This window comes from Vallitalea longa (assembly GCF_027923465.1).
GTDB classification, from domain to species: Bacteria; Bacillota; Clostridia; order Lachnospirales; family Vallitaleaceae; genus Vallitalea; species Vallitalea longa.
In genome coordinates, this window is the sequence record NZ_BRLB01000019.1 from 25,263 (window position 1) to 38,473 (window position 13,211).

Below are 13,211 nucleotides of genomic sequence, written 5' to 3' on the forward strand. Positions count from 1 at the left end.
AGGAAAGCCAAAGTGCTTTCCTTATTTTATATTTCAACTGAATATATTAGTTATAATATCAACTGAGCATCATCCGTATTTCATACTAGATGCAACATTTCTTATTGAGTCATTAGCATTTATATTTATAATCAATCTTCAACTACTTCAATCAAAGATATACTTGTCATAACACACATAAGTTAAACTAGAAATATTAATAGGGCTATCTTAATACACACATTATATATAAGCTAAAGCACAATCTATGTGCTTAAATAGCTTATAACCATACGGAGTGTATTATGAGCAGCCCCTTAATTATTATATATACCTCTATTATTTCAATTGTAATTATTTCTAATTGGTTCCTTTATTGATTAGCTGATATGTTCTGATTCTACCTATCCTTTTACAGCACCGCTTGCTATTCCCTTAATAATGTATTTCTGCATAAACACATAGAATATAACAAGAGGAGCAACTCCCAATACCATCATTGGGAAGAAACTAGTCCAATCAATTGAAAATTGTCCTATATTTCTATATACTTCCTGTAAAATTACATCTTTTTCTCTTGATTGCAAAAATAGTAATGGAGTCAAAAAATCATTCCAAATATTTAATGAATTAAGTATAATAACCGTCGCAATTACCGGTTTAAGCAATGGGAAAGTCACTCTCCAAAACACTTTAAATATTCCACATCCATCTATAGATGCAGCCTCTTCTAATTCTATTGGTATGGTACTTATAAAACCTCTAAACAAAAATACTGCAAATGGAACATTGATAAATATATCTATTAATATGACACCAGCAAGTTTATTCATCAATTTTAATGAAATCATAAGTTTGTATATAGGAATGACAGCCATTTGATATGGAACCATTATACCTGTTAGAAATATGAAAAACACTATCTTATTAAGTTTATGTCTTCTTCTTGCTATGGGATATGCTGCCATTGCAGATAACATTACTACGCCAAATACAGCTGTCCCTGTTATTATTAAATTGTTTTTGAATACTCTAGGATATTCCATAAGCTTCCATGCATCTACATAAGCTTTAAAATTAATAGATGTAGGCAAACCCATGGGATTAGCAGTTGCTTGTTCGGGAGTCTTGAATGTTGTAACAACTAGATAATATATTGGCACTAACATAAATATCGTTAAAATTACTAATACAATTTCTAGTATAATACGCTTCCCATCCTTTTTATTCTTAATGGTATGTTTCATATTAATTTCTCCTCCCTCTTAAGCAGGAATTTCAGCAATATCAGTGATACAAAAGCAATAATAATAAATAATACTACTCCTATTGCTGAAGCATATCCATAAAGTCCTTCAGTGAAACCTCGTTGTATTAATGTTGTTATAATAGTTTCTGTTGCATGTCCAGGTCCACCCTGAGTCATTGAAAAAATAATATCAAATACTTTTAATCCACCAATCATACTAAGTAATATATTTACTGTCATTGAAGGAGCAAGCATAGGTATTGTTATAACCTTAAATTTCTGCCAACCACTAGCACCATCAATGTCAGCAGCTTCGTAATAATCCTTTGGAATACTTTGCAGATTAGCTAAATAAATTATCATAGTCCATCCTGTCCACTGCCATATCTGAGTGAATAAAACAGAATAAAGTGCAAGATTAGAATCACCTAACCAGTTTACATTACTACCTCCAAAAAACTGTATAACTCTATTTATAAGACCATAATCTGTTGGAGCCATGATATAATTCCATAAATATCCTACTATGAGGCTACTCAATACTGCTGGTGCAAAAAAAACTGAACGAAAAAAGTTTTTACCCTTTATTTTAGAATCAAGAGCCACAGCAAGAGGTATCGCTAAGAAATTATGGAAAAATGTTACTAATAGTGCCCACTTAAAAGAATTGATTATTCCTATAAATGCTTCATCGTCACCAAAAATCCTTTTGAAATTCTCTAACCCTATGAAGCTGAAACTTTCATTATTGTATAAACTCCAATCCGTTGTACTGTAATAAAAACTGCTTAATACTGGATAGATAAAAAATATAGCAAAACCAACCAATGCAGGAAGAAGAAACAATTCATATTTAATTTCTTTCTTTAATACTAGATTGTTCTTAAATTGTTTTCTCACTGTTATTATCACCTTTTTCATCTTATAGTTAGTTGACTGTAGCAATCAAAAATAAAATCACTACAGTCAATTAGATTTAGAAATAAATTATTTTCTGTTTTTTCTAACTTCTTCCGCTTTCTTATCAATAGCTTTAACTACTTCATCTATACTCTTCTGTCCTGCTATAAATTCTTGTTGTGCTTTACCCATTTCCATTATTATTGATTGTGCACCGAACCAATTATTCCATGGACAATATACGTTACCTGCTTTGAATGCTTCGGCACAAGTATCATACACAGATCCTAATTCAACTTCAACACCCTTTACGAAGCTACTACCTGATTGTTCTTTTGCCCAAGCAATCTGAATTTCTGGTTTTGATATGTAATCTAAGAATTTCAATGCAGCTTCTTTATGTTTAGTATCTTTGTTAATACAGAAAGCTCCGCCAGGACCGCCGACTAACCAGCCTGTTCCTTCTTCATATCCAGGGAATGGGAACATACCATAATCTAAATCTGGATTTTTCTCTTTCAATGCTACATCTGACCATGGACCTGAATCCCACATAGCTGCTTTTTCAAGTGAAAATTCTTCAAGTGCTTGATCGTAATCAAGTCCTAACATTTCTTTAGTTACATAACCTCTTTCAACCAATAATCCCCATTTTTCTAAAACATCATTCCAATTACCATCTACAGTCTTTTCGCCACTGTCGAATTCTGCATCAAAATTCTCATTTTTAGAATAGAATTCATTTAATAGAAGACCCATAGATTGTTTCATCATAGGTTCCCAAGATTTAGCTCCCATTATCTGTGGTTTGATTCCTGCTTCTTTTAGCTTTTCATGTATATCTAACCATTCATCATATGTTTTAGGTATTTCTATATTATTTTCTGCAAATATTTTTTTGTTATAGAATACACCTTCAAACCATGATATTTTTGGAATTCCATAATATTTTCCATCAAAACTGAAAGCTGATAAACCTGTTTCCATATATTTGCTTGCTATTTCCTCATTAGTTAAATCTAATAAATATCCTGCTGCAGCTAAATTTTTAGTTTGTGCTCCTGCAATAATAATATCTGGTCCTTCCTTAGCTGCTAACTGAGCATTTAATACATTATCAAATTGTTTGTTATCGACAAATTGATATTCTATCTTAATATTTGGATTATCTTTTTCAAAAGGCTCTAGATAAACTTTTTGTTGACTCTCATTATCCCACCCCATAATCTTAAGAGTAACAACTTCTTCCTTTTCTTCTTTATTGGTTACAGCTGCTGTTTCATTATCTTTTCCCTCTTGTTTATCTTGTACATCTTTTTTGTCTTGTTTCTTTTGACACCCTACTAAAACCAACGACAAACAGATAGTTATAGTCATAATTATTGATAAAAACCTCTTCATAATTACCTCCTATTTATTTATGATTATTTAAAGGATCCTCTATACTTTAATTATACTTAATTAAGATTTAATTTAAAGAAACTATGTTACTATTTACAACTCTATATTATTGAATCATTTTATTTACCTATAATTCTTACCTTTAAATTCCTGAGGTGTCATTCCCGTTAACTTTCTAAATGTTTTTGTAAAATAACTAGGATTTTCATAACCTATAGAATAGGATATCTCATAATTTTTCATATCAGTATCTTTCAACAATTCTTTGGCCTTTTCAATCCTGTAATAAGTAAGATAGTTCCATATGCTACTACCCATTTCTCTTTTGAACATATAACAAAAATAACTTTTACTTACTGAAACATATTCACATATATCATCTAGAGTTATTGCTGAATTATAATTCATACTTATGTACTCTTTTGCTTTCTGTATAAGCCTGCTGCTTTCTTTTTCTTCAATAGTAATAAGATGGTTGATTATATTCTTGAACAGACTTATCATATAGTCTTTCAGATCTATTAATGTTTTATATGTTTTTAATTTTTCTATTGTGATGTCTTCAACTAGAAATAGTACTTTACTATTGATTTTTCCAGAACAGAATTTATGTCTAATCAAAACAATTAGCTCATAACAAAAATCATATATTTTATCAGGTTCTAAAGCCCCATTATTATTAATGTCTTGAAATATCTCTGTCAATAAACAAATTGCTCCTTTTTCATCCTGCGTATTCAAATATTCCAGAAGTTTTTTTTGTTGATCTATCAATCTTAGTTCTTTCAAATTAAGCTTCATATGAGTAGCATTATTACTTAAAACAGCTTTATCACCTAGGTAAAACCTATATTTAATTAAATCAAGCGTTTCATAATAAGCCTTATAGATTTCATTAACTTTCGTATGAGGCATACTAATACTCGCATAGCATTTTATTCCTATTTTCATAGAAAAATTCTGTATCAATTGTTCTGTTATTCTTTCATATCTGATTATGTCATTATCATTACCCATATCATCAGTAAATCCCATAATTACCATCCATTCTCCAAAATATCCTTCAGTAACTATGCTATTAATATTTTCTTCTGATTTTCTTAGACTCATTTCTATAAAATCAGTTATATCATCTATTTCTTTATCTTTCAATTCGCTGAATTTAATGAAATCATCATAAGAAAGGTTATCTACATTGATATTTATTAATCTGTATTCTCTATCGCTTATTTTTGATTCTATATTAGAGATATGATTGATTTCAGTAATATCACATGGATACAATAATTGTTTGAATATTTTTCTGGACTCGATTTTTTTTATACTAGACAGGCTGATTTGTTCTTTTAACTCTTCTTCTATCTCCCTTTTCAGTCTTTTAACAAGGTCGTATAGTTTGTCTTCATCGATAGGTTTTAATAGATACTCTACAACTCCGCTTTCCAAAGCTCTCTGTGCATACTCAAATTCCCCATATGCACTTAGTATTATTACTTTTATCTTACTATCAAAACTCTTTGTCCACTTTATTAACTCTAGTCCATCCATCTTAGGCATTCTAATGTCTGTAATAAGTATTTGTGGAGAATATTTCCTAATAATATCCTGAGCCTCAATACCATTTTGTGCTACCCCAGCTATAGTAATATCTAAACTCTCCCAATCAATAATCTTCTGTAATAATTGCAAAGTAAGAACTTCATCATCAGCAATTACAACTTTCATATTAGTCCACCCTCTCAAGAATTTATTTTTGGAATTATTATAGTAACACTAGTACCAATATCTGACTTAGAAGCTATACTTAGCCCATATCGGTCCCCATATTTCAACTTAATTCTTTCATTAACATTCTTTAAACCAATACTTTTACTCTGATCTTTTTGATTTTTATCATTAATGTGCATTTTAATCTTCTCTAGTTCCTCTAGAGTCATTCCTTTACCATTGTCATTGATCTCAAAATATATATCATTATCTTTCGCAAAGACATTGATAGCTATTATCCCTTTTATATTTTCTTGCAGGCCATGAATAATACTATTTTCTACGATTGGTTGTAAAATAAGTTTCAAAGTCTGTAAATTGGATAATTCAATTTCACTGTCAATCCTATAATCGAACTTATCCGAATATCTATAATTTTGTATTCTAATATAATCACTAACATGTTTTATCTCACTATTGATAGGAACTAATTTATCTAAGTCATAGATAGAGTATCTAAGCATATTACCAATCAACGTAACCATTTTACTTATATCTTTTGTTTTATTCAATAAGGCCAAAGCTTTGACAGATTGTAATGTATTATATAGGAAATGTGGGTTTATCTGACTTTGCAACATTTTTACTTCTGCTTCTTTACTTTTCATCTTATAAGAATATATGTCTTCATTTAGCTTGTTGATGCTCTCTATCATTACGTCTATATTACTACTCAACATTTCCATCTCTATAGTACTATTATCGTATAATTTGATATCAAAATTACCCTGTCCTATATTCTCCATCTTTTTCATTAATCCTGATATGGGTTTAGTTATACTTCTAGAAATGAATATGGACACTATTATAACAATAAACACACAAATGATGATTAAAAAGAATGTGAATATTTTTATATTATCTAAGTGACTCAGTATCTCTTTCATAGGTATGATTGAAATTATTTTCCACCCAGTGATTGTTGAAGTTTTATATACGACAAGAACATTTTCTTTATCATGTTTTGAAACAAATTGTCCACTCTGCTGACTTAAATTGGTTATGATGTTTTTTTTGAAATCATTATCAAATTGATAGCTGGTCGGATTATAAACTAATTCATTATTATTATCTAGTATTAAAAAGAAACCTGTTTTACCTAATTGAGCATCTTGTGTAATGTCTGCAATATCACTGATGTTCAAATTACATAAAAGCATTGCATAGAATTCTCTATTAGGATCTGTATAATCCATGATAGGAATGACTGTTGAAACTACATTCCCAAGATTATTATCTAGCACATAATAATCTTGAGAATGAATACCTGTGAAACAAACTTTTGCATATTTTTCCTCATACTTCGGGAACCAATCCTGTTCATAAAAATTATAGTCTTTTCTTACACATGAATTTGAATAATTATAACAAGTACCATCTTTTTTTATGATTATCAAATCTTTTATTTTTCTATTGAACTTTTTAGTTTCTTGTAGTACATCTGAAATCTTCCTATTATTATATAGGAAACTTGAACCTATAGACAATTCATCTTCTTTGATGGCATTAATTATCTCCTCATTTCCAGCTGTAATTTGAGTTAGATTTTTTATTTGCCCGAAATAAAGATCTATGCTAGAACTGGTCTGAGCTATTATTTTTTCTGTATAACTTAATATTTCATTAGTTAAAACTTGTGAAAAGAACCTATACCCTACTAAACCTATAATACAGAGAACAATAATAAAAATAACTGAAAAATAAATCATGATATTGCTTTTTAAAGATTTTATATGAAAAAATCTCAACAATATCCCCCCCTATATTTATTTAATCAATACCTTAAAATATAAATAAACACATTAATAAATCTATATATAATTAAGTCATATCCTATTGCAACTTATAATTATATATATCCGTAACAATAACAATAATAATATCATATTAATTATTAAATAACAACTTAATATGGCGTTTGTAATTCCATATGTAGAATTTCATTTATTCATATACAAATTATTCTTAACAACAATTATCTTAATTAATAAAAGCAAAAAAAATGACTCCTAAATATAATAGGAATCATCTTATATAGTTAACTATATTTAATTTATCTATAACAAATCTACTACTTCGTACTGATTATTTTACTTCAACTGCCCATCCATTTGGATCTTCTACATGACCAGTTTGAATACCAGTGATAGTATCATAGATTCTTTGTGATACTTCTCCGATATTTCCATCATTTATACTAATAACTCTTCCATCATAATTAAGTTCACCAATAGGTGATATTACAGCAGCTGTTCCAGTTCCGAATGCTTCTTCTAGTGTTCCTTTTTCAGCTGCATCATAGATTTCTTCAACAGATAGTTTTCTTTCAGAAACAGGTATATTCCAAGTCTTTAATAATTCTATAACAGAATCTCTAGTAACTCCTGCTAATATACTACCCTCAAGTGATGGTGTAATAACTTCTCCGTTGATTTTGAAGAATACGTTCATAGTACCTACTTCTTCAACATATTTTCTTTCTACTCCATCTAACCATAATACTTGAGAATATCCTCTTTCTTTAGCTTTCATTTGAGCTTTAATACTAGCTGCATAATTACCACCAGTTTTAGCAAATCCGATTCCACCTTTTACAGCACGAACATATTCAGTTTCAACCCATATTTTAACAGGATTGATTCCTTCTTTATAATAAGCACCAACTGGACATAATATAACCATAAATTTGTATGAATTAGAAGCTCTTACACCTAAGAAAGGATCTGTTGCAATAATGAATGGTCTAATGTAAAGAGAAGTTCCTTTTGGAGTTGGAATCCAATCTTTTTCTACTTTGATTAAATCATTGATTGCTTGGAACATATCATCTTCATCAATTTGTGGTATACATAATCTATCATTAGTCACATTTGTTCTATGTATGTTTTTATCAGGTCTGAATAGAAGAACTCTTCCGTCTTCTGTCTTATACGCTTTCATTCCTTCAAACATTTCTTGTCCATAATGGAAAACCATAGCGGAAGGATCCAAACAAATAGGTTGATAAGGTACGATTCTAGGATCATGCCAGCCTTGACCATCATTATAATCCATAATAAACATATGATCAGTAAATTTAGTTCCGAATCCAAGATTATTGAAATCAGGTTTTTCTTTTAGATCTTTAGTCAATTCATATTTAATATTTAGCATTAAAAATGCCCCCTTCTTAATTTTTAAGGGAATTATTATTCCCTGTTATTTCATACTTAAGTTTCATACTTATTATAACTGCTCAATTTACATAATATCATAAAACAGAAAAAAATGTTCTTACATAATTGTTTTTTTAATATACAAATGTGTTTTATCTATAACACTTAACATAACTAAGTAAAAGCTTAAGTAACTCATATTTTGAAAATTATTTAAGGTATATTATATACTCATTAATTGCTAAATGCAATATAATATGCTCAAAATTTCTATTTACTAAATTGTTCAAACAAAATATCTATATCCCGTAATTTATTTGATATTTCAAAAACAAAATTTTGTATAGATTATAGTCATAGATTATGGTATGATTATATTAGAACATATATTCGGTATTCTACCAATTAATAGAGTGATTACGATGAGAACTATTTTCCATATTGATATGAATTCTTTTTTTGCTTCTTGTGAGCAAGCTTTGAATCCTAAATTAAAAGAGAAACCTTTAATAGTAGGGGGAGACCCTAAGAAAAGGCGAGGTATCGTACTAGCTGCCAGTTATGATGCAAAGGCTTATGGTGTGAAGACCACTATGCCCATCTGGCAAGCTGTTAAGCTATGCCCAGAAGCTGTCATCATCAGACCTACTCACAACTTATATAGTAATATCTCCAAGAAAATAATGAATATTTTTGATGAGTATACACCTTTAAAACAACAGTTATCCATTGATGAAGCTTTTCTAGACATGACTGGAACTGAAAATCTATTTGGTTCTACACTAGAAGCAGCCTCTATAATACAGAATAGGTTACTTGATGAATTGGATATTCCATGTTCTGTAGGTATATCTTCTAATAAATTATTGGCAAAAATGGCTTCTGATTATAAAAAACCACTTGGAATAACAGAGATCTACCCCAAAGACATAGAAAATAAATTATGGCATCTACCTGTGGGAGAACTTTATGGTGTGGGTAAAAAAACAACTATTGCACTTAACAAGATCAATGTAAAAACTATAGGTGATTTAGCTAAATGCCCAGTTGATACACTTGCAACTATAATTGGTAACAAATATGCAAATGAAATCCATGATTCAGCTAATGGTATTGGTGAAAGTATTATCGACCCTAATGTTAGAAATGAGACCAAAAGCATAAGTAACGAAATTACTTTCTCATCAGATATAGATGATCTGGACAAACTAAAAAAAGAAGCTCTACTATTAGCAGATTCGGTAAGCTGGCGACTAAGGAAACATATGTTAAAAGGCAAAACCATATCTATTAAAATCAAATATAGTAATTTCAAGACAATAACAAGAAGTATTACTATCAATAATCCAACGGATGTTACCGATATTATATATAATAAAACTTGTAATTTATTGGATAATCTAGAATTGGGACAATCTGTTAGATTACTTGGTGTTGGAATAGGAAATTTTGATAATAGCGAGTATCAACAACTGTCTTTGTTTGAAAAGGAAGAAAACGTCCCTCATAAAAAAGAACAAGTGGATAGGTTAGTAGATGAACTTAGAGAACGTTTCGGTTATGATTCAGTGAAAAGAGCTTCATTGATAGATAATAGTTACAATCCTAAGCAAAAATAAATAGCATGGGAAGGATGATATAATGCCATTCATATATTTTTTGATATTATTTATATTTATATGCTTGCTGACATTACTAATATTGAACCATATTTTATCAAAAGGTATCGACACTCCATTACATAATATCTTAATTATATTAACACAGATAATCATTTTACTTGCAATAATCATTATGAAAACACACTCAGAAACATTAAGCTTATTATGTGGTTTCATCATTTCGTTTATAATATTTATTGGAATAGTACTGACGAAAGGTATTAATCAGAATAATAAATATTGAGTAACTGTTCTTAACGAATTACTATAGCAAATTACTATACATGGATATAAATCCACATATATTATAAATAACATAAATCTCCAATACAATTTTACTATTGGAGATTTTATTTTTAACATATTTACCTGATTTACTTATTTAAATACAACTTTAACGTTCATGTGATGCATTAATCGACTTGCTTTAATTTGTAATGTTTTTAAATTAATTTATAAGTTAGTATTATTGTTTATCGTCATGATTAATTAATTCAGTATCTATTGTTTTAATTATTTTTTCTCCCTTATTATTATCATAATAATCATAGATGATATTACCATTCTCATCTAAATCCAATACTGGAGAGTATTCTTTATTGGTAATATTGATTTCTCCTACTTCATCATAATATCCTATCTTGAAATCACTTGTTATGTAATACATATTATATATATTAAAATTACTTGAACCATATTGTCCTACTAGAAATTCATAGTTACCATCATTATTATAATCTTCAATAGTTATATCAAATTTATTTTTCACTGATAGCTGCTCATTGAATTCATTGCTAGAATATGAGTCTATAATATAGTTTTTATCAGTATCTATAATACATAATTTACAGTTTCCAACCCAATTAGCACCATATTCTGGTCCAGGATTATAGTCTTCATAATACTTACCATCATATAATCTAAGAGCAATTATATAATTATCCTTACCCATCATACTTAAGTCGCTTTCTCCTAGAGTTACATCTGTCATTACTTTAATATCTACATCTTTCTCATCATTATTACTATAACTTTCTTGGTCTATACTTTTACAGCTACTACATACAATCATCACAATTAAAATTATATTAATCAAATGACTCTTTCTCATATTTTCATATACACCTCTTTTCATCAGATAATTTTAGATTTATTGGCTATATTGTATATTATAACTCACATTATTTTAAAATCAAATCGCCTAAATTATTAAATATGTTATAATATTCTATTTTGGTTACATAATCATCAATAGCATTGAAAAGAAAGATACAACGAATCAATGATTACTACAAATAAAGTCATCTTCATTTATTTGCAATAAGATTACTCTTATATATGAAGATAACTTTCCATAATACCAACAGAATACCATTGATATTTCTGTCTATTACTTGACTTTTATGTAAACCATTCCCCAGAATTCAAGTTTAGGTACTTCAAAACAAATATAATTACCTCTTTCCAAAGATTCAGTTGTATATTCCACCTCTACACTGCTTATGCTTTCATTATCAGGTGAGGCATAATAAACACCCATCACCTGTTCATCAATAAGAGCTTTTATTTGTATACCCTCTATTTCTTTAGGTTTATTATTTTTCTCTTCATTCCATACATCATTATCTATACCTACCATGTTTATGAGATGTATGACTTTATACTCATTCACTTCTCTTATTTGTGTCCATATTGAATGTTCTGTAGGATAAGAGGAAAAATCACTTCCTGAAAATAGGTATTCTGTATTGATTCCATTTGCATGAGTCATAGATATATCTACTGCATCCATATCATATAGAATATCTCCATATCTGACTATGAAATCATAATAACTCCTGACCTTTTCCCCTTGTCCATCTGTCAACTTACCATAATTAACATAATACGGGTCGCATAAAACACCATTTTCTTCACCTAGAACCAGTTGAAATCCTCCACTAGCTGTTATAACAGCAGTTGTAAGCAAAAGACTATTCAAACAACTTTCTGGTGAGTAATCGTACTTTTTATCAAAACACTTCATGTAAGCTGCAAGAATAACTTGTTTACCACTTAATTCTTTTGCCCTATGAATCAATTCAAATAAATGCCTGTATTTAGATTGTGGGTCCCATACTTCTATATAGCAGGCAGCTTGTTTACTAGGTGCTACTGCTTCTATCGCCCAGTTACCGACTGCATTGAAGATTAAGCCAATATCTGGCTTGATACTACTTAATTTATTATAGGTCTTATTGATAAATGGTAAGAACTGCTCGTTAAGTCTCACTAATTTTTTATCATTATCAAGAATGGAATAAGCTGTTTTTGGGAACCCGTACGTATCAAGGTGAATACCATCAAAATCCAATTCATGTATGGCTAATTCATATTGATTGATTATATGCTTGGTCCAAGGAGACGATTCATCAATATTCATTATATAAAACCATTCCCCTAGATTCTGTGGTTTATCATCGTTAGTATATAAGCCCCACTCTTTATGTTTTTCATAAAAATCTTTTGAAGATGCATAGATACATCCATATCCTATAGCTGCCATATTGTAAGTATGACAACTGTTTATTTTATCTATTATGGCTTCTCTGGATAGTTTTCTATCAAGTAAATCCATGAAATACGGTTTTTTTGGTATTAGATCTTCATGTCTATACATCCAATCGTAAAATTGAACCACATTGATATGATATTTCAACATCTGCAGAACATCTTTTTCATCTTTTTCATCCTCTTTGTAGAAATCACTTAAGAATCCATATCTAGGCCTAACCTTCCAATGTTCCAACACATCAAAAGAAGTCTCTCTGTAACTGCCCTGAATACTTACATGAACCCCATATCCTCTGTTTTTTACATTAGGAGGCATGTATTCTAATTTTACTTTATTGATTCCTTCATTGAGTACATGTATTTCTTTTCTATTACATATTATTTTATTTAAATGAGATATTTTATAATTGATATAATAAGGTTTTTTGTCTTTATCTCTATTATTTATATGTATATTAATTTTTACTTTTTCATTCGGTTTATATACTGCTTTATCTGGAAATATATCTATTATTTCGATTCTTGCGTCATTCATGTTTTCCATTC

General features: G+C 29.2%; 9 protein-coding genes. 1 reads left to right on the forward strand and 8 read right to left on the reverse strand.

Features of this window, described 5'->3' with window-relative positions:
- Window positions 1-383: 383 nt before the first annotated feature.
- From QMG30_RS20565 to QMG30_RS20590, 6 genes are all read right to left on the reverse strand, one after another.
- Entirely contained in the window at window positions 384-1,226 is an 843-nt protein-coding gene (locus tag QMG30_RS20565; RefSeq protein WP_281818744.1) for a carbohydrate ABC transporter permease, read from the reverse strand.
- On the reverse strand, window positions 1,223-2,128 hold the full coding sequence (locus QMG30_RS20570) for a carbohydrate ABC transporter permease (RefSeq protein ID WP_281818745.1): 906 nt from the start codon (window positions 2,126-2,128) through the stop codon (window positions 1,223-1,225). The genes QMG30_RS20565 and QMG30_RS20570 overlap by 4 nt, the downstream gene beginning before the upstream one ends.
- Window positions 2,129-2,215: 87 nt before the next feature.
- A complete protein-coding gene (locus QMG30_RS20575) occupies window positions 2,216-3,529 on the reverse strand; it encodes an ABC transporter substrate-binding protein (RefSeq protein WP_281818747.1) in 1,314 nt (437 codons plus the stop codon).
- 123 nt (window positions 3,530-3,652) lie between these two features.
- Window positions 3,653-5,254 carry a response regulator transcription factor gene (locus tag QMG30_RS20580; RefSeq protein ID WP_281818748.1) on the reverse strand — a complete coding sequence of 534 codons (1,602 nt, stop codon included), beginning with the start codon at window positions 5,252-5,254 and terminating at the stop codon, window positions 3,653-3,655.
- A 14-nt stretch (window positions 5,255-5,268) separates the two neighbouring features.
- Window positions 5,269-7,044, reverse strand: coding sequence for a cache domain-containing sensor histidine kinase (locus tag QMG30_RS20585; protein WP_281818749.1), 1,776 nt, complete (start codon window positions 7,042-7,044; stop codon window positions 5,269-5,271).
- 337 nt (window positions 7,045-7,381) lie between these two features.
- The gene (locus tag QMG30_RS20590; protein ID WP_281818751.1) at window positions 7,382-8,449 is read right to left on the reverse strand and encodes a branched-chain amino acid aminotransferase; all 1,068 of its coding nucleotides are present in this window, start codon (window positions 8,447-8,449) and stop codon (window positions 7,382-7,384) included.
- Window positions 8,450-8,873: 424 nt separating this feature from the next.
- Between QMG30_RS20590 and QMG30_RS20595 the strand changes: the two genes are divergently transcribed.
- Window positions 8,874-10,070, forward strand: coding sequence for a DNA polymerase IV (locus QMG30_RS20595; protein WP_281818752.1), 1,197 nt, complete (start codon window positions 8,874-8,876; stop codon window positions 10,068-10,070).
- A gap of 508 nt (window positions 10,071-10,578) precedes the next feature.
- Here QMG30_RS20595 and QMG30_RS20600 read toward each other — a convergent pair.
- Both QMG30_RS20600 and QMG30_RS20605 read right to left on the reverse strand, forming a co-directional pair.
- Entirely contained in the window at window positions 10,579-11,223 is a 645-nt protein-coding gene (locus QMG30_RS20600) for a hypothetical protein (RefSeq protein ID WP_281818753.1), read from the reverse strand.
- A 279-nt stretch (window positions 11,224-11,502) separates the two neighbouring features.
- On the reverse strand, window positions 11,503-13,209 hold the full coding sequence (locus QMG30_RS20605) for a glycoside hydrolase family 66 protein (RefSeq protein ID WP_281818754.1): 1,707 nt from the start codon (window positions 13,207-13,209) through the stop codon (window positions 11,503-11,505).
- Window positions 13,210-13,211 lie beyond the last annotated feature (2 nt).

Excerpts from the sequence above, each read along its gene's own strand:
- QMG30_RS20565 (WP_281818744.1), bottom strand. The coding sequence starts at position 1,226 with ATGAAACATACCATTAAGAATAAAAAGGATGGGAAGCGTATTATACTA.
- QMG30_RS20575 (WP_281818747.1), bottom strand. The coding sequence starts at position 3,529 with ATGAAGAGGTTTTTATCAATAATTATGACTATAACTATCTGTTTGTCG.
- QMG30_RS20580 (WP_281818748.1), bottom strand. The coding sequence starts at position 5,254 with ATGAAAGTTGTAATTGCTGATGATGAAGTTCTTACTTTGCAATTATTA.
- QMG30_RS20590 (WP_281818751.1), bottom strand. The coding sequence starts at position 8,449 with ATGCTAAATATTAAATATGAATTGACTAAAGATCTAAAAGAAAAACCT.
- QMG30_RS20595 (WP_281818752.1), top strand. The coding sequence starts at position 8,874 with ATGAGAACTATTTTCCATATTGATATGAATTCTTTTTTTGCTTCTTGT.
- QMG30_RS20600 (WP_281818753.1), bottom strand. The coding sequence starts at position 11,223 with ATGAGAAAGAGTCATTTGATTAATATAATTTTAATTGTGATGATTGTA.
- QMG30_RS20605 (WP_281818754.1), bottom strand. The coding sequence starts at position 13,209 with ATGGAAAACATGAATGACGCAAGAATCGAAATAATAGATATATTTCCA.